Consider the following 16,438-nt stretch of genomic DNA (forward strand, 5'->3'; position numbering starts at 1 on the left):
CCGTATTCCTGATGGGTGTCACCTTTACGGCGATTTCCGTGACCGGCGTGCGTTCGTGGATCTTGCGTAACCTGCCGGCCGGGGTCGCTCATGGGACGGGCATAGGAATTGGCTTGTTCCTGCTGCTGATTGCATCGAACGATGTCGGGCTGATCGTAAAGAACCCGGGCGCGGGCATGCCCATATCCCTCGGCCATATCACCGCGTTTCCGGTGCTGATGTCCGTGTTCGGGTTGGCTGCGATTCTCGGCCTGGAGCGGCGCCGTGTGCCGGGCGGGATTCTGATCGTGGTGATCGGCTTGTCCGTGCTGGGTCTCGCCTTCGATCCGTCCGTTCACTACACGGGGGTATTCGCGGTGCCGTCGCTGAGCGCGCCGGGCCATGCCTCGTTGATTGGGGCAATGGATATTCGTGGCGCGCTTTCCATGGCCGTGCTGCCGAGCGTTCTTGCACTCGTGATGACCGCGGTCTTCGATGCCACCGGCACCATTCGCGCAGTCGCGGGCCAGGCGGGTCAGATCGATGAAAACGGCCGAATTGTGAATGGCGGACGCGCGTTGACAGCGGATTCGGTGAGCTCGATCGTGGCCGCTTGCCTGGGCGGTGCGCCGGCTGCGGCTTATATTGAATCGACGGTAGGTGTAGCGGCGGGCGCGAAGTCGGGCCTGGCTGCCGCGACCGTGGGCCTACTGTTCCTGGCCGTGATGTTCTTCTCGCCGATCGCGGGCCTTGTGCCTTCGTATGCGACAGCGCCGGCGCTGATGTACGTCGGTTTGCTGATGCTTTCAAGCGTGAGCAAACTGCACATGGACGATCTCGTCGATGCCATGTCCGGCTTGGTCTGCGCAGTGTTTATCGTGCTTTCGGCGAACATTGTCACCGGCATCATGCTCGGCTTCTGCACGCTCGTGATCGGACGCGTGATTGCGGGTGAATACCGCAAGCTGAACGTGGGTACGGTCGTGATTGCAGCCGTACTCGCCGCGTTTTATCTCGGCGGCTGGGCGATCTGACGCTCAGCTAATCGGCCTGCAAGCTCCCTGCTTTTTGCGTTCAGCCTGTAAATCCGTGCAAATCGACGTGCGAGAGCCGGTGAAAAGCTCGATCAGCGCGTCGATCCAATGCAAACGGATTTACTTGCGACGATACGCCTCTGCCATCACAGCGCAGTTTTGCAGGTGAAGGTTCAATGCGCGAACAGCTTCGCGGCGAACAACTGCTTTTGTCTTGCGAAACCATGAACCGAAAGAAACAAGAACTGAACCTTGAGCGGCGGTTTTCATAGAGCACCTTTGCGTAGTTAGGGTATTTACCCTTAGGGAATACCCTTAATTATACGCATTTTGTGCTGCATTGCAAAAAAGTTTCAGGAAATTGTGGCCAGGGTCGTGTCGATGCAACAGCAAAGCCACGCCCTGCGGCCCTCTTACGGCACAACGGACAAGAACAGGAACGTCGCAAAAATCACCAAGTGGACGACGCCCTGCAGTACGGTCGAACGGCCAGTTCCGAGCGTGAGGATGCTGACCAGCAAGGTCAGCGCAAGCAATACGATCTCCTTCGAGCCCAGGCCAAGTGAAATTGGCTGGCTGATCGCAATCGACACGACGGCGACCGCTGGAATCGTCAAGCCGATGCTGGCCAGCGCCGATCCAAGCGCGAGATTCAAGCTTGTCTGCAGCCGGTTCAGTCGTGCAGCGCGCAATGCGGCCACGCCTTCCGGCAACAGCACGAGCGCCGCGATCACCACGCCAACCACCGCTTCCGGTGCGCCTGCGCTGGCAACGCCCGCTTCGACCGTCGGAGAAAGAATCTTGGCCAGTCCGACCACGGCCAATAACGACAGCAACAGCAATCCGCCCGAAGCCAGCGCGTGCCCGTTCGTTGGCAGCGGCGCGTGGACATCGTCGGGACGGTTGGGATCGAGCGCGGGCACCGGCGGCAGGAAGTAGTCGCGATGCCGGACGGTCTGGACAAACACGAATACGATGTAAAGCACGAGCGATGTCACCCCGACGAACACCAGTTGCGATGTCGAAAGACCCGGTCCGACAACAGTACTCGTGAAGTTCGGCAGCACCATGGTCAGCACCGACAGCGCGCAGAGAATGGCAAGGGCAGCGCTCGCACCGCTTAGCTGGAAATTCTGTTCGTGATGGCGCAAGCCGCCGACCAGCAAACAGATTCCGACGATTCCGTTGCAGCAGATCATGGCCGCGGCGAACACGGTATCGCGGGGAAGCGCAGCTTTTTCCGGACCGCCCGTGAGCATCACGGAGACTATCAGCGCCACTTCAATGACCGTTACCGCAATCGCCAGTACCAGGGTCCCGAATGGCTCGCCCACTCGATGCGCCACCACTTCCGCGTGATGCACGGCGGCGAACACGGCGGCGGCCAGGGTGATTGCGGCCAGACCGAGTATCCAGCCGTTCGGCATGGCGACTGCAAGTCCAAGGATGATGAGTGCGGCAAATGGTGCGATGCCCGTCCAGTCCAGCTTGAATTTCATCGATGCTCCAGGGCGGTAATGCAGATAGAGGGGTGGCAGAAGCGGCCAGCGAGTTCAAACATGACGCGTCCGAAAGATCACGTTTTCTGGCCGGGCTTGAATGCCGGAAGAGCCGTCAGATTACAGGTTCCTCCTTCAAATTAATCGAATTGAACGCTTGCGGGAATGCGGGTTGAATGCGTGTCGAGCAGACACAGGCATCACTGCACGCAATCTGCCGGAGAGCTACAAACCGTTACGCGTCAGTGAGTTGATGAGCACTTCAGCATGTTGTCCACACGGCTATCCACAAAATCTGTGGACAACCTTCGGACGTCGCGTTCATTCGCTGATGCACGAAATGCCACGCTTTGTGGTTTTCTAAGTTCGGGCGCTTGAGCGGCTTATCTATCACGATAAAAAAGCGCGACCAGTTCATGAGTCGCGCTTCTTGTCATACCCAGTTTAACGAACTTATTCGACGAATTCCGAATTCATCGTGATCTTCGCGTTGCCGGCGAAAAGTTTCGATACCGGGCAACCTTCCTTCGCGGCGGTCGCCAGTTTTTCGAACGTGGCCTTGTCAGTGCCCGGGACCTTGGCCTTCACGTCGAGATGACAAGCGGTGATCGAGAAACCCTCGCCGTCCTTGTCCAGCGTCACGGTAGACTTCGTTTCGATGCTTTCCGCCGTGAGGCCAGCCTGCGTGAGCTGCAGCGACAAGGCCATGGTGAAGCAGCCAGAATGCGCCGCGCCGATGAGTTCTTCCGGGTTCGTTCCCGGACCGCCTTCGAACCGCGCCGCAAAGCCGTAGGGCGCGTCCTTCAATACGCCGGTTTGCGTCGAAATGTAACCTTTACCGTCCTTGATGCCGCCACTCCATTTTGCAGATGCTGTCTTTTGCACGAGTGTTCTCCAGTAAGTCAGGGTGGATTGCCGCGCAGTGCCGCCGCAGCAAGGATTCGACCGCAAAGCCTGCATTCAGTACGAACCGGCTTGGCGTGCCATCGGGTTGGACCAAGCACACAGAATGCCCGAAAGCGCATCGGGCAGGTTGATTGATCGTCGAACATCAAATCACTCAGGAGAATGGATGGGTCCGCAAGTCGTGGTTGTCGATGAAGACCGGGTGTTGCCGGAGCAGGTAGATGTCGTTGTCGTGGGCGGCGGGATCATCGGCATGAGCACCGCGCTCTACCTCGCCGAGAAAGGGATTTCGGTCGCCGTCTGCGAGAAGGGGTATATCGGCGGAGAACAGTCGAGCCGCAACTGGGGTTGGTGCCGCGCGACGCATCGCGATTTGCGTGAGCTTGAGTTGAGCATCGAAAGCCTCAAGCTGTGGCGAAAACTGGATCAAACGCTCGGGATAGACACCGGCTTTTGGCAAAGCGGCATTCTCTACGCTGCCGATAACGAAGAAGCGCTCGCCGATCACGAAAGCTGGCTCGCCCGCGCGGTGGAACGGGTGGGTCGAGATGGCATCGATTCACGCATCACGTCCGGCAGCGAAACCGCCGCGCTCATGCCAGGCGCATCGCGCATGTTCGCCGGCGGCATTTTCACGCCTTCGGATGGCCGCGCCGAACCGCAGCGCGCGGCACCCGCGATCGCCAATGCGTTGCGTGCGCGCGGCATGAAAATACTGACGCCATGCGCCGTGCGTGGTGTCGAAACAAGTGGCGGCGCGGTCAGCGCAGTCGTGACCGAACACGGCACGATCCGATGCCAAAGCGTCGTAGTCGCGGGCGGCGCATGGACGCGATTGTTCGCCGGGAACCTCGGTATAGATGTGTCTCAACTGACCGTACGCTCGTCGGTGCTGCGCACGGAGCCCATCGACGGCGGCCCGGAAGTCAGCGCCTGCACGGACACCGTTGGATATCGCAAACGTATGGATGGCGGCTACACGATCGCCAACGCATTTCGCAGTCTCGCCGAGCTCACGCCCGATAGCTTCCGGCTGTTCGGTCAGTTCCTCCCGGCACTCAAAAGCAACTTCCGTTCGATGGACTTCGCCCTCGGCGAGCGTTTCTTCGACGCGTTGCGCCAACCCCGAACATGGCAGCTCGATCAACCGACGATCTTCGAATCGGTCCGAACCCTCGATCCGGCGCCGACGCAAAAGTACAACCGGACCGCCATCGACGAATTCCGCGCGGTCTTTCCGGCCCTCGCGCACGTGAAGGTTGCGCAGGCGTGGGCGGGGTATATCGATGTCACGCCTGACGCGGTGCCGGTCATCTCGCCGGCGGACACGCTGCGCGGTATGTTCGTCGCGACCGGGTTTTCGGGTCACGGCTTCGGGATCGGGCCGGGCGCGGGGAAACTGATGGCGGACATCGTTGCTAACGATACACCGCTGGTCAATCCGCACGCGTTCCGGCTGGCGCGGTTTCGCGATGGATCGAAAATCGAACTTGACGGCGGGTTTTAAACGGCCCGATTGCGGCCGGGTTGCCGCTTGTTGCGTGGCGCCTGAGACAAAACCGAATGCGGGGTAAAATTTCGCACGAATTTTCAACGAGCCTCATATGACAAGCCCCACGCTGTACCTCGACGTCTGGTCGGACTATGTTTGCCCGTTCTGCTATCTGGAACTGCCGGTCATCGACCAGTTCCAGAACGCTTATGGCGATGCCGTCGAAGTCCGCTGGCATGCGTTCGAGTTGCGCCCGGAACCCACGCCGCCGCTCGAACCGGATAGCGACCTTCTGCAACAGAGCTGGGACAGCTCCGTTTATCCGATGGCGATCGACCGCGGCCTGCTGATGCGCCTGCCGCCGGTTCAACCGCGCAGCCGCAAGGCGTTCGAGACCGCGTTTTTTGCGCGCGAGTCGGGACGGTTCGATGTTGTGCATCGGGCGATCTTCAAGGCGTTTTTCGAGGACGGCATTGATATCGGCGATACCGATGCGCTTCTCGACATCGCGGCCACGTGCGGTATCGATCCGGAATCGCTGGAAGAAGTTTTGCTTGGCGACGAGCTCACGGACGCGGTGATAGAAGACGAGGAATTCGCGCAGAAGCTGGGCGTGACGGGCGTGCCGTTCGTGGTGCTGTCGCGCGATGGCGTGGGCGATCAGGAACCGCCGCCACCCATCGCACTGCGTGGCGCGGCGCCGATCGAGCACTTCCAGGCCGCGGTCGAGCGGCTTTTCCCCGATGGTTTTCCTCCGGGCGCAAGCGGCGCGAACCTGCCGTAATTTACGCAACGGACTGACGTGGCGGACTAGTAGACCTGCTCCGCCATGAACGACTTCAGCGCAATGCGCTGCGACGGCTCGAGCGTCTCGAACTCGAGCCCGTACCCGGCGTTCCTGCCGTGGGCATCGGCATCATGAAGGTGCCGCACGATCGCGTGGCAATCGATATCGACATCCGTATCGTCCGTATTGAAACGGAACGATAAACGCAGACGGTCGCCCAGCTTCGCGTGCGCCTCGGTCACTGCGAGCGACATGCCGAAGGGGCTGATATCGCGGATCAGGCCGAGCTGGGATGCGGGTTCATGGCTTTGCGCCGGGTCGATCACCGAAAAACGGGCCGGCAAACGCGTGGACATCCGCACGAACTTGCGCGCCCGCAAACGGCGGATCGCGCCGGGTTCCGACAACACCAGGTAGCTGAACGGCTCGCGGCAGACGGCATTGACGGTGCACGCGAACTGGAACACCGCGCGCGTGCCGAGCGCGACGATTTCGACGCGCTCGCCTTGCGACAAAGCCAGCGGCCCATGCCCCGCCATCACCGGCTGTGTGATGAACACCGCCCGCGTGCGATGCGGACCCGGCGTCGAAAACCCGATCACGCGGGCGGAATACGTCGCAGAACCGGCCGGTCCGCGCAGACCGAGACGCGCGCCGATGGTCAAACCGATGGTATCGAGCGTGAGTAATTCGGCCGATGCGGACGACGAATCCGCCAGCGGCGGTTCCGGAGCGACCGGTTCGATCGAATCATCCAGCCTGTGCGGTTCGAAGTGCGCAAACAGGAACGCGCGCTCAGGGACGCCGGCGACGACAGCGCCGGCATTGAAGAGCAACGCTCCGTCGGCGGCGACGATCGGCCATGCAAGCGGCTCGCCAACCGGAACGTCCGCCAGCGAGAGACGGACGGGAGACGCTTGAGTCAACGTAACGGATTCTTCTTCGGACATGGTCGCTTGGATCGCTTGGGTCGATCTGGCCGCTTGGAAGCGGCAATCGTCTAATGAGTCCGCGACTGCGTCAAGTGCCGCGGTGCTACGAGCTTGCCTGACCGGCAGCGATCAAGCTTGCCGGGCTTGCGGACGACCTTTCTGCGCCCGGCATCACGCTTTCGATTGCGCTGAGTACTGCAGGGACATCGGGCGGTGCAAAGTGATCGCCGACCGATACGGAGCGTCCCGGCGCGCTGAAGCCAAAATGCTCGCGCGAGGTTGCGGTAAAGATCATGACCGTGGGCCGCCCAAGCGCGTGGGCCAAATGAACCAGGCCGGTATCCATGCCGACCACGATCGCCGATTCATCGATGCAATGCGCGCATTCAGTCACGCTCAGTTTGGGCAACACCACCGCGCCGGGCACGAGCGCGGCGATCTGCTCGCCCTCCCGGCGCTCGCCGTCCGTGCCCCACGGCAGCGCGATCCGGTAGCCGCGCCCGGTGAGCCATCGGCCGGTTTCGGCCCAACGCTCGATCGGCCATTTTTTTTCATCGGCGGATGTAGCGTGGAACAGCATCGCGACCGGCGCGCCCTGAGGCAACGCCGATGGCGTTGCGAGCGGCGGTAGATGCAGGTTGAAGTCAGGGGTATCGTCGAAGGTATAGCCCAGCGCGTCCGCTACGCTCACGCGCATGCCGCGCCATGCATCGGTGCGGGGGCGCGGCCCGAAGCGCGCGTTGTACGCGAACGCCGCGCCAAGCTCGCCCAGGTCCTTGTTCTTGTAGCCATAACGGCGACGTCCGCGCGCCAGAAACGCGATGATCGCACTCTTGTAGACGCCGTGAATATCCAGCACGACGTCGTACTTCTCGGCCCTCAATTCGCCGATGGACGCTGCGATTTCCTTGAGGTCGGCCCAGCCGCGAGCCTTCTTGAACTTTCGCAACGGCGCGCACAGGACGCGATCTACGGCGGGATTCCAGCGGATAATATCGGCGAACGCTGCATCAGCGGCCCAGTCGATCTTGGCCGAGGGAAAGGCGCGGCGAAGATCGGAGACGACCGGTTGCGTCTCTACGATATCGCCCAATGACGTCACTTTGACAATCAGGATTCGCTTCATGGGGATGCAGGGGGACCTTTAATTCATCCGGCGGCCGGCCTCACGCGCACCATGATCAACGCGCGGGACGGGCTGCCGGAGGCTGATTCGCCTGACCGGCGCGCTTTCTGCGGATCAAAAGGCGGCTCGGCGGCGATCTGTTATGAACGGCAGAATTGCACGAACTGGCACGCGGAGCGCTGAAAGCGAATCCGCGCCTGTCGCAACATCTTCGGACGGAATTATCCGTCGAAATGGCGCTTTACTCTAGCCGCTTTTTACCGATGCCGCCCTGAAGCTCACAGCGACTGGGCGCCGAAGGTATCACACTGCCCCAGGTCGCCCGTTGCCAGTCCCCGGTTGAGCCAGCGCTGGCGCTGCGCGCTCGTGCCGTGCGTAAACGCTTCCGGCACCACGCGTCCCTGCGTTTCCTTTTGCAACCGGTCATCGCCGATGGCGCCCGCCGCGTTCAAGCCTTGCTGGAAATCGCCGGGCTCGATCAGCTTCGCGTTGTTCTTCTGCGCCACGTTCGCCCAGACGCCCGCGAAGCAGTCGGCCTGCAATTCCACGCGCACCGACAACTGGTTCGCCTGAGCGGGCGACATACGGCGGCGGGCGTTATCGACTTTGGTCATGATGCCGAGCACGTTCTGCACGTGATGACCGACCTCGTGCGCGATCACATACGCCTGTGCAAAGTCTCCGCCCGCGCCAAAGCGGTCGCGCAATTCCTTATAAAACGACAAGTCGATATATACGCTCCGGTCGTTGGGGCAATAGAACGGACCCATTGCGGATTGGCCCGTCCCGCAAGCGGTCGCGGTGCCTCCGCTGAACAGTACGAGCTTGGGCGCCGGATAGTCCTGGTTGAATTGCGTTCGGAAGATTTGTTGCCACGTGCGCTCGGTGTTCCCGAGAATGCGCCGCACGAACACCGCGCCCGCGTCGCTCGCAGCGGCCTGTGGCTGCCCGTTCGAGTCCGCCGGACGCTGTTGCTGCTGCGTGTAAGAAGTGCTCGACGAGCCGCCCGATCCCCCCGACAGAAGATTCAGGACGACCATCGGGTTGATGCCGAAAAAATACGACGCTGCGAGCGCAATGACGATGGAGCCGATCCCGATCGAACCACCGCCCATGCGGAAACCGCCGCCGCCCCCGCCTCCCGAGCCGCGCCGGTCTTCGACATTCTGGCTTTCTCGTTCGTCGTCCAGACGCATGATTTCTCTCCCTTCACCTTGTTCGACTCGTTTTCCGTTTGCGGCCCTGCTCTCGATGCGCTGATCGAGCACGACACAGGCCAGCCGTGATGACGCCATGGTACCCGGCGCGCTGCAGCAAGCGTTGCGAGACGTGTAAAACATCGTGCGCTTCAGTTCGGCACATGCGAATCGAAACAGCCTTTCAGAAGACAACGTGCCCGATTGACGCAGTGCGGTTGATTGTCGCGTAAATTCCACCTGAAACGTTGAGAGCACCTACTCCCTTAAGGGCAGCAAGTACTTGATAAAGCGCAAATTATCGAGAAATTATGCCCGATAGCGCGACATTTGCGCACATGAGAACGCGCCTGCCGCGTCGCAGCAAACGTCTCAAAAAATGGCTTACAGTCGCCTCTGAAGTAACCAGTCCAACCAACCAGCGCCCGCCCGCGACTCCATCAGAGTGCGCCCGCGATGGCTGCACAACCTGTCATGCATGCCACTCAACAAGCGCTCGACCTGGCGCGTATCCAGTTCGCCTTCACCGTTTCGTTCCACATCGTTTTTCCGGCGTTGAGTATCGGGCTGGCGAGCTTTATCGCCGTGCTCGAAGGCGCGTGGCTCAAAACCGGGAAACCGGTCTACAAGGAGCTGTGCCTGTTCTGGTCGAAAGTGTTCGCCATTGCTTTCGGAATGGGCGTCGTCTCCGGCGTGGTGATGAGCTACGAGTTCGGCACCAACTGGGGCGGTTTTTCGAGCTTCGCCGGTCCGATCACGGGCCCACTCCTCGCCTACGAAGTGATGACCGCGTTTTTCCTCGAGGCCGGTTTCCTTGGCATCATGCTGTTCGGCTGGAACAAGGTCGGCCCGAAAGCGCACTTCGGCGCCACGCTGATGGTTGCGATCGGCACGTTGATCTCGACGTTCTGGATCCTGGCATCGAATAGCTGGATGCAGACGCCGCAAGGATTCCGGATCGAAGGCGACCACGTCGTACCGGTGAGCTGGTTCCAGATCATCTTCAACCCATCGTTTCCTTATCGGCTTGCACACATGGCCATCGCGGCGTTCATCGTCGCGGGGCTGGTGGTCGCGGCATCGGGCGCATATCACCTGCTGAAGGGCCGCCGCGACCCGGCGATCAAGAAGATGTTTTCGATGGCGCTCTGGCTTTTGCTCGTACTTACGCCCCTCCAGGCGATGGTCGGCGACCAGCACGGACTGAACACACGTAAATATCAGCCTGCGAAGATCGCCGCAATCGAAGGCCTGTGGGAAACCGAGAAAGGCGGCACGGCGCTGAATCTGTTCGGCATTCCGGATATGGAAGCCGAGACCACGAAGTACGCGCTATCCGTTCCCCATCTGGGCAGCCTGATTCTCACGCATAGCTGGGACGGCGAGATCCGCGGGCTCAAGTCCTTCCCGAAGGAAGACCGGCCCAACTCGACAGTCGTGTTCTGGAGCTTCCGGATCATGGCCGGATTGGGCGTCCTGATGATCCTGATGAGCACTGCGGGATGGGTGCTCAGACGGAAAGACAAGCTGTTCGAGTCGAAGCTGTTTCAGCGTTTCGTGCTTGTCATGGGGCCGACGGGTTTCATCTCGCTGCTTGCCGGTTGGGTGACGACAGAGGCCGGGCGGCAACCGTGGGTGGTCTATGGCGTGATGCGCACGTCGGAGGCCGTGTCGCCCGTGACCGCGCAGCAAGTCGGCGTGACGCTGCTGATCTTCGTCATCGTTTATACGCTCGTGTTCGGCACGGGCATCTATTACCTGCTCAAGCTGCTCAAGACCGGGCCGGCGTTGCCAGGCACGATCACGCACGCGCCCAGCATGGACGATGACAACCACACCGCGCGCCGGCCGCTCTCGGTCGCGACACATTCGATAGAAGGAGCGTGAGATGGATTTATCGCTGACATGGGCCGCGATCATCGCGCTGGGCGTGCTGATGTACGTGGTGCTGGACGGGTTCGACCTGGGCATTGGCATCCTGTTTCCGTTCTTCCCGGACGAACATGACCGCGACGTGATGATGAACACCGTCGCGCCCGTCTGGGACGGTAACGAGACGTGGCTGGTGCTCGGAGGCGCGGGCCTGTTCGCCGCGTTCCCGATGATCTATTCCACTGTGCTTTCCGGGCTTTACCTGCCGCTGATCTTCATGCTGGTCTGCCTGATCTTTCGCGGCGTCACGTTCGAGATCCGCTCGAAGGCAACGCGCACGAAGCCCATGTGGGATCTTGCGTTTATTGGCGGATCAGCGGGGGCGACGTTCTTCCAGGGCGTGGCGCTCGGCGCGTTTCTCAATGGCATACCGGTCGCCGACGGCCGTTATTCCGGCGATGCCTTCACGTGGTTCACGCCGTTCAGCATGTTCACCGGGCTCGCGCTCGTGGTCACTTATGCGCTGCTCGGCTGCTGCTGGCTGATTGCCAAGACCGAAGGCGACCTGCAACGGCGCTTTTACCGGATCGTTTGGCCGCTCACGCTGTTGCAGCTCGGGACCATTGCGGTCGTCAGTATCTGGACGCCGCTGCAGGACGCGGGCATCGCGTCGCGCTGGTTCGATACCCCCTGGTTTTATCGGTTCCTGCCAGTGCCGGTGCTAGTGGTCGCCTGTGCCTGGCTGATGCGCCGGTCCATCCTCTCACGTCACGAAACGCGGCCGTTCATGATGGCGCTCGCGTTCGTGCTGCTGGGTTATAGCGGTCTGGTCCTGAGCATTTCGCCTCACGCCATTTTCCCTGGCGTGTCGCTTTGGGAACTGGCTGCACCGCATTCGAGCCAGAAGTTCACGTTGATAGGGGCGGCGGTGATCTTGCCGGTGATCATCGCTTATACGACGCTCGGTTACTGGGTCTTCAGAGGCAAGGTGCGCCATGGCGAACATCACTATCACTGAAACACGCGTTGAGCCGCGGAAGCGTTCTGCGCTTAAAAAGACGCTTTGGTTTATCGCGCTTTGGGGCGTAGGTGTGGCGGGGGCAATGTTGCTGGCGCTGCCGTTCAAGTTGCTGATTCAGGCGGCAGCGCGATAAGACGTCGCTCAACGCCTGTTCGATTGAATCGATGCGCAAGTGCACCGCGCACAGCTCACGTGAGAGCTTTCGCGCAATGCTCGTTTTTCCCGTTCCAGGCAGTCCGCCAAGCGCAATCAGCATTTTGCCCTCAGACTGAAGTCATTCAAAGCTACGATTCGGACACTGTACCCCATCCTCACCGGGCCAAGTCTGTGTCAGCCAAATGGCACGTTACGGCGCTCAAGCAGCCTCAAGCAGTTCGCAGTATCTGGGCGCAGCCGACTGTTCGGGAAAGTCAGCCTCGTATAGCAACCCTGCCGTGTTCCAATCGATACCCACCGCTGCCTCCGGTTTGTAGACGATCAGCGCCATTTCGAAGCGGGTCATCCAAAGTTGACGTGCCAGTTTATAGCCCGCTGAATGGCGCGTGATATCTTTCATGGATGCTCCTTTGGACGTGGTAGAACACCAACCCTACTCCACCTCGTCGATCCTGTCTTGAGTGCTTTAGTGTCGTGATCGGGTCTGCAGTGACAGGTGCACGCACAATGCGCTCGTCAGCCTCGCGGCGAATCAGTCGATAAGCAACGATCAGGACTGCCGATTGCACTTCACTCTCAGCAACATCTCATGTGGTTCACGTCAAACTCTTCGCTGTATTGCGAACAAAAAGTAGTTCAGACGATTGGCTCGTGCCTGGTTGATGAATGAGGGAGTCATCTCACGAGCGCACTCACTATCAAAGAACACGACATACCGTCAATAACGAGTGAGAACCAGGACCGCCTATGTTGAAAAAGCTTATTCAATTCCTGATTGGATTTGGGTGCGTTCTCGCTTGCACCGGGATAGGCGTGCTCGCGCTTGGTTTTCTTGGCGTAGTGAATGTAGAGCGTTTTGCATTTGGCCTGTCTGCTGGCGTTCGGATCGTGGGTTCCGTTGCCATTGCCGGGTGTTTGCTTAGCGCCATCGGATATGGCCTCAAAGAGAATATTTAAAACTCACCTCTGGAATACGCATGTTCAGAAAATCCGACTTTTTCATCATCTCCGCTGTTCTCTTGTCCTTCCTCATTTCCGGCTATCTCTGGTTCGTTCTAAAGGACCGGGAGCAGGCGATCTTCACTGCAATCTGGGTGCCTTCGATCCTGAGCTTCGGGATCTATTTCAAACTGTGTTTCCTGTTGGGTAGAAAGACATGACGTTCCCCCTGCTCTACCCGGCCGTAGCCATCTTTTCGCTGCTGCTCGTCGGTCTGCTGCTTACTGTCATCGAATTCAGACAGATGTCAGTGCGCACGGCGAGCGTGCGCAAGCGCGGCCTTTGCACAAAGGAAGTGAGCGCTGAAGTGTGATGCGATCGAAGCAATCAATGCAGTGAGCGACGAGAACCCACGCCCCGAATCGCAAGATTTCATAACTGGATAGGACCATGACCATAAGCGCTCTGACTACCCTCAACGGCCTCTTCGAGCGGCATGCCGCTCTTCGCCAGCGAGTGGATGATGTTGCCCCGGAATTTCCCAACGGTCTCGCGCGGCAAGTGCGGCTGTTACTCAGCTACACGGTCGAATATGGCCAGGATCGGCATGTCCGCCTGGACACGCTCGGCATCGCGCAGTCGATGCTGATGCTGAAGCATCCTGGCAACGCACTGGACCGTGTCCTGTGCGTACTGCTCCAGTACAAGAAAGAAGACGACAAGCCGCGGTCTGCAGCCAGAGGCAGGGGTCATGCGACGAGCAACCCTCACTCGATACCCATGCGTGATCTTTGAAGGTTGGCAAGGGGCGACCTGCGGGACATTTTTCGTCGCGCACCTGCTTCCACCGCAGCCCGAGAGTTTCGTACAGTTGCGGAGTTCCTCAATGCAAATAAGGAACATTGGGGCATTCCCGCGCGAATATAGTCTTGAACGATAAACAAGCCCGGGGCCGCCGCGTGTCCGATCTATGGCCTGACGCCAGGCGAGCAAGGATGTCCCGGCCTGCGACACCATCGCCGTCCCCGCTTCTATTTCAAAGCAGTGTCGCCCCGCGTGACTTTCACTGCGGTAGCAGTGACATACACCGCGCGAACGCTGTCGCCAACCTTAAGGTCGGCAAGTGAGACATCAGGTCCCGCTTTAACCGTGCCAGTCCTCAGTGGCCCCCTGAGCGTGATGAGCCGGTTCTTCACGTCCACCTTCTCGATCGTTGCCAGAACCTGCACCGATTGTGCGGATGCGGCGACGCCGCCGGAGGCTGGAAGGATCTCCGTCGAGTCGATGCGCTCGCGGATACCATTCGACTTTACCTTGTCTGCGTGAATCAGGAAAGATTCGTGATAAGCGATATCCACCGTGTCACCTATCTGCAATTTGTTGATGTCGCCTACTTCCGGGCTGACCTGGACTTCGAAGGTCCGGCCGCCCTGGCCTCGCAGCGTGGCGGTCAGGGTCGCGGCGTCGATGCCAATGACAGTAGCCTTCGTTTGAATGAGCGCCGCGACACCGGCGCTGTCGGGACCGTTGCCAGTGACGACCTGGACCTCCTGTGCCGATGCCCGCACGGTTAGCGTCGCAGAAGCTGCGAACGCGAGAAACAAGGCACTGCCAAGCGCGAGACGGCGAGCAAGGTGTGTATGCATATCGGCCCTTGGAAATGAAGTTGATCATGCGGAGGTTGATGGACCATGAGCACTTTCCGTGATTCAAGCTTAGTTTTAGTCACGGCGAGTTGCTATTAGACTTTGGTCTTATAGCAATATTGGACATGTGCGCTTTACAGACAACGAAATCACGCCTGTTCGGCACGCCGCCATAGCCGAAGATGGTGCGACGGATGGCCCACAGCTCGTCAGTCCGCATTTCCAGGCCGATCACGAACATCATCAACACAATGCCGAGTCCGGCGAAGTGCAGGATGGCGTCGACGTTAGTGACGAGTTCAGCACCCAGGGGCCGATCGCCGCGCCAGCGAGCAGGTAACCGAGCACGGCGCCAAAACCAAGTCTGCCTGACAGCGGAACAGCCATCAGGGCCGCAGCAAGAAAGATCACCACGTCGACCAGCATCTGCTGCATAGCTATGGCCGCCATTTCAAGGTTGCACATTCGAACGGATCGCCGCGGCGATATCACCACTGATAGCCGCAAGCGCCCTGCTATGCGCTGCAACGAGCGCATCGTCGCCCTCGCCATTGGTCGGCTCATGCACCAGCCTGTAACCGCTCACCGACTTCCCCTTCGGCGCCCTCACGGACCACAGCACACCCATCGACGCTGCGTCGCCCGGTGCCGATTCGAAGCTCTGAACATCCAGCGACACGAGGAAGGTCGTCGCCGAATCGGCATTTTGCGGGCTGCCGGATACGAGTGCGCCTGGGAATTGCAACGCCAGGTCTGCGGTCAGCACACGGCGCACCTGGCCCTTGAGTGGATCCGCCCAACGCGCAAACTCGTCAATGGAGACCGTTGTTGCGTCGACTCTCGTCACCAGTTGCGGACGATCGACGAGTTCCGGCACGCTGACGCTGCCGATGGTGATGGCAATGGGCGAACGCGCGTCCGGCTGCGCCTGCTGCACTTGCGGCGTCAGCGTATAGAAGGTGGCTTTCGGCGAACCGGCGCACCCGCTGATGAACAACAGTGTCGCCAGCATGAATCGATACGCGTTATTCATTTTTGATCCTCCGTCTTGCCGCGAATCAGCGCTTCGGGATGCCGTTCGAGATAGTCAGCGAGCGCGCGGAAGGACGCCGCGGTGCGCGACAGCTCCCGCATCGTGTCGACCGTGCTCTGCGCCAGCGCGGAGTCGGGTTGCAGTGTCTTGTTGGCGGACACAAGTGCGTCGTGGGCAGCGGCGAGCGTGGCACGCGCTTCAGGCGCAACTTGTGTATTGAGGGTCGTCAGCAGCGCCGACGCATCGCCCAGCGTCTTGCGCAGGTCCTGGCCAATGCCTTCGAACGGTATCTTGTTGAGCTTGGCGACCAGGCCGGTGATCGAGTCCTGCAACCCCTGCAAATTTCCTGGCACGGTCGGTAATTCAGGCGGGTTCTTGCTCCAGTCGATAATCCCTTTCGGCGCCGCAGGGAAGAAGTCGACTGCAACATAGAGTTGCCCTGTCAACAGGCTGCCGGTCTTCAATTGCCCGCGCAATCCGTGACCGACGAGATAATCGGCGAAGGTCTTGCGATCTGTCGTGACACGCCCATTGTCGGCGCCTTTTTCGTAACGTGAGGTGAAGCGGCCCGGGAAGATGCGTACCTCGACCGGTATGCTGAACTCTTTTTTCGCCTTGTCGAAGTGGGTATAGATCGCTGAGACTTCGCCGACCACGATGCCACGGAAATCGACGGGCGCGCCTACTGTCAAGCCGCGCACCGACTCCTTGAAATTCATCACATATGTGTCGACGATGGTGTCGTGCCGCTTCATCGCTTCGGCTCGTTCTTCAAAAAGCGTGAACTCCCGCCGTACAGCGGCCTCTGTCTTGTCAACCG

Annotated in this window: 20 protein-coding genes and 1 pseudogene; 9 read left to right on the plus strand and 12 right to left on the minus strand. The window is 60.1% G+C overall.

The window, feature by feature from the left end; translation table 11 throughout:
* On the plus strand, positions 1 to 1,013 hold a 1,013-nt coding region (locus ACFFAR_RS07765), incomplete at its 5' end, for an NCS2 family permease (protein ID WP_174365211.1).
* Between the two features lie 120 nt (positions 1,014 to 1,133).
* Here the strand turns inward: ACFFAR_RS07765 and ACFFAR_RS07770 are convergent.
* The 3 genes from ACFFAR_RS07770 to ACFFAR_RS07780 all read right to left on the minus strand — a co-directional run bounded on the left by ACFFAR_RS07770 (position 1,134) and on the right by ACFFAR_RS07780 (position 3,397).
* Positions 1,134 to 1,283: a hypothetical protein gene (locus tag ACFFAR_RS07770; RefSeq protein ID WP_174365210.1), complete on the minus strand. Its 150-nt coding sequence runs from the start codon at positions 1,281 to 1,283 to the stop codon at positions 1,134 to 1,136.
* A 143-nt stretch (positions 1,284 to 1,426) separates the two neighbouring features.
* Positions 1,427 to 2,512 (minus strand): calcium:proton antiporter, encoded by a 1,086-nt coding sequence (locus ACFFAR_RS07775; protein WP_062003111.1) that lies wholly within the window; start codon positions 2,510 to 2,512, stop codon positions 1,427 to 1,429.
* Between the two features lie 453 nt (positions 2,513 to 2,965).
* Positions 2,966 to 3,397 carry an OsmC family protein gene (locus ACFFAR_RS07780; RefSeq protein ID WP_062003112.1) on the minus strand — a complete coding sequence of 144 codons (432 nt, stop codon included), beginning with the start codon at positions 3,395 to 3,397 and terminating at the stop codon, positions 2,966 to 2,968.
* A gap of 187 nt (positions 3,398 to 3,584) precedes the next feature.
* On the opposite strand from ACFFAR_RS07780, the gene ACFFAR_RS07785 reads away from it, so the two are divergent.
* Together ACFFAR_RS07785 and ACFFAR_RS07790 are read left to right on the plus strand one after the other, a co-directional pair.
* A complete protein-coding gene (locus ACFFAR_RS07785; RefSeq protein WP_174363070.1) occupies positions 3,585 to 4,925 on the plus strand; it encodes an FAD-dependent oxidoreductase in 1,341 nt (446 codons plus the stop codon).
* 97 nt (positions 4,926 to 5,022) lie between these two features.
* Positions 5,023 to 5,694 (plus strand): DsbA family protein, encoded by a 672-nt coding sequence (locus ACFFAR_RS07790; protein WP_062003114.1) that lies wholly within the window; start codon positions 5,023 to 5,025, stop codon positions 5,692 to 5,694.
* Between the two features lie 26 nt (positions 5,695 to 5,720).
* On the opposite strand, the gene ACFFAR_RS07795 is transcribed toward ACFFAR_RS07790, so the two are convergent.
* From ACFFAR_RS07795 to ACFFAR_RS07805, 3 genes are all read right to left on the minus strand, one after another.
* Complete coding sequence (locus ACFFAR_RS07795) at positions 5,721 to 6,647, minus strand: PilZ domain-containing protein (RefSeq protein ID WP_174363069.1); 927 nt, start codon at positions 6,645 to 6,647, stop codon at positions 5,721 to 5,723.
* Between the two features lie 85 nt (positions 6,648 to 6,732).
* Positions 6,733 to 7,755, minus strand: a complete 1,023-nt coding sequence (gene waaC, locus ACFFAR_RS07800) for a lipopolysaccharide heptosyltransferase I (RefSeq protein WP_174363068.1) — start codon at positions 7,753 to 7,755, stop codon at positions 6,733 to 6,735.
* Positions 7,756 to 8,033: 278 nt separating this feature from the next.
* Positions 8,034 to 8,951 carry a neutral zinc metallopeptidase gene (locus ACFFAR_RS07805; RefSeq protein WP_174363067.1) on the minus strand — a complete coding sequence of 306 codons (918 nt, stop codon included), beginning with the start codon at positions 8,949 to 8,951 and terminating at the stop codon, positions 8,034 to 8,036.
* A 474-nt stretch (positions 8,952 to 9,425) separates the two neighbouring features.
* Between ACFFAR_RS07805 and ACFFAR_RS07810 the strand changes: the two genes are divergently transcribed.
* Positions 9,426 to 10,838, plus strand: coding sequence for a cytochrome ubiquinol oxidase subunit I (locus tag ACFFAR_RS07810; protein ID WP_062171188.1), 1,413 nt, complete (start codon positions 9,426 to 9,428; stop codon positions 10,836 to 10,838).
* 1 nt (position 10,839) lies between these two features.
* Positions 10,840 to 11,841 (plus strand): cytochrome d ubiquinol oxidase subunit II, encoded by a 1,002-nt coding sequence (cydB, locus tag ACFFAR_RS07815; protein WP_062171190.1) that lies wholly within the window; start codon positions 10,840 to 10,842, stop codon positions 11,839 to 11,841.
* Here cydB and ACFFAR_RS07820 read toward each other — a convergent pair.
* Both ACFFAR_RS07820 and ACFFAR_RS07825 read right to left on the minus strand, forming a co-directional pair.
* Complete coding sequence (locus ACFFAR_RS07820) at positions 11,801 to 12,100, minus strand: AAA family ATPase (protein ID WP_174363066.1); 300 nt, start codon at positions 12,098 to 12,100, stop codon at positions 11,801 to 11,803. The two genes, cydB and ACFFAR_RS07820, sit on opposite strands and share 41 nt — an antisense overlap.
* Before the next feature lie 99 nt (positions 12,101 to 12,199).
* Positions 12,200 to 12,400, minus strand: a complete 201-nt coding sequence (locus tag ACFFAR_RS07825) for a hypothetical protein (protein WP_174363065.1) — start codon at positions 12,398 to 12,400, stop codon at positions 12,200 to 12,202.
* Positions 12,401 to 12,747: 347 nt separating this feature from the next.
* Between ACFFAR_RS07825 and ACFFAR_RS07830 the strand changes: the two genes are divergently transcribed.
* From ACFFAR_RS07830 to ACFFAR_RS07845, 4 genes are all read left to right on the plus strand, one after another.
* Positions 12,748 to 12,957 (plus strand): hypothetical protein, encoded by a 210-nt coding sequence (locus ACFFAR_RS07830; protein WP_062003120.1) that lies wholly within the window; start codon positions 12,748 to 12,750, stop codon positions 12,955 to 12,957.
* Positions 12,958 to 12,977: 20 nt separating this feature from the next.
* Positions 12,978 to 13,160 carry a hypothetical protein gene (locus tag ACFFAR_RS07835; protein WP_062003121.1) on the plus strand — a complete coding sequence of 61 codons (183 nt, stop codon included), beginning with the start codon at positions 12,978 to 12,980 and terminating at the stop codon, positions 13,158 to 13,160.
* The gene (locus ACFFAR_RS07840) at positions 13,157 to 13,312 is read left to right on the plus strand and encodes a hypothetical protein (protein WP_155524347.1); all 156 of its coding nucleotides are present in this window, start codon (positions 13,157 to 13,159) and stop codon (positions 13,310 to 13,312) included. Before ACFFAR_RS07835 ends, ACFFAR_RS07840 begins: the two co-directional genes overlap by 4 nt.
* A gap of 77 nt (positions 13,313 to 13,389) precedes the next feature.
* Positions 13,390 to 13,734, plus strand: a complete 345-nt coding sequence (locus ACFFAR_RS07845; RefSeq protein ID WP_174365059.1) for a hypothetical protein — start codon at positions 13,390 to 13,392, stop codon at positions 13,732 to 13,734.
* A 236-nt stretch (positions 13,735 to 13,970) separates the two neighbouring features.
* On the opposite strand, the gene ACFFAR_RS07850 is transcribed toward ACFFAR_RS07845, so the two are convergent.
* The 4 genes and pseudogenes from ACFFAR_RS07850 to ACFFAR_RS07865 form a co-directional block, all read right to left on the minus strand.
* Complete coding sequence (locus tag ACFFAR_RS07850) at positions 13,971 to 14,543, minus strand: hypothetical protein (protein ID WP_375507718.1); 573 nt, start codon at positions 14,541 to 14,543, stop codon at positions 13,971 to 13,973.
* Positions 14,544 to 14,748: 205 nt separating this feature from the next.
* Positions 14,749 to 15,020 (minus strand): annotated as a pseudogene (locus ACFFAR_RS07855) (cation:proton antiporter); the annotation flags it as partial.
* Positions 15,021 to 15,036: 16 nt separating this feature from the next.
* Positions 15,037 to 15,618, minus strand: coding sequence for an ABC-type transport auxiliary lipoprotein family protein (locus ACFFAR_RS07860; RefSeq protein ID WP_174365061.1), 582 nt, complete (start codon positions 15,616 to 15,618; stop codon positions 15,037 to 15,039).
* The coding region (locus ACFFAR_RS07865; protein ID WP_174365062.1) for an MlaD family protein at positions 15,615 to 16,438 on the minus strand (824 nt) is incomplete at its 5' end. The genes ACFFAR_RS07860 and ACFFAR_RS07865, both read right to left, overlap by 4 nt.

The sequence above is a fragment of the uncultured Caballeronia sp. genome (assembly GCF_964243625.1).
Lineage (GTDB): Bacteria > Pseudomonadota > Gammaproteobacteria > Burkholderiales > Burkholderiaceae > Caballeronia.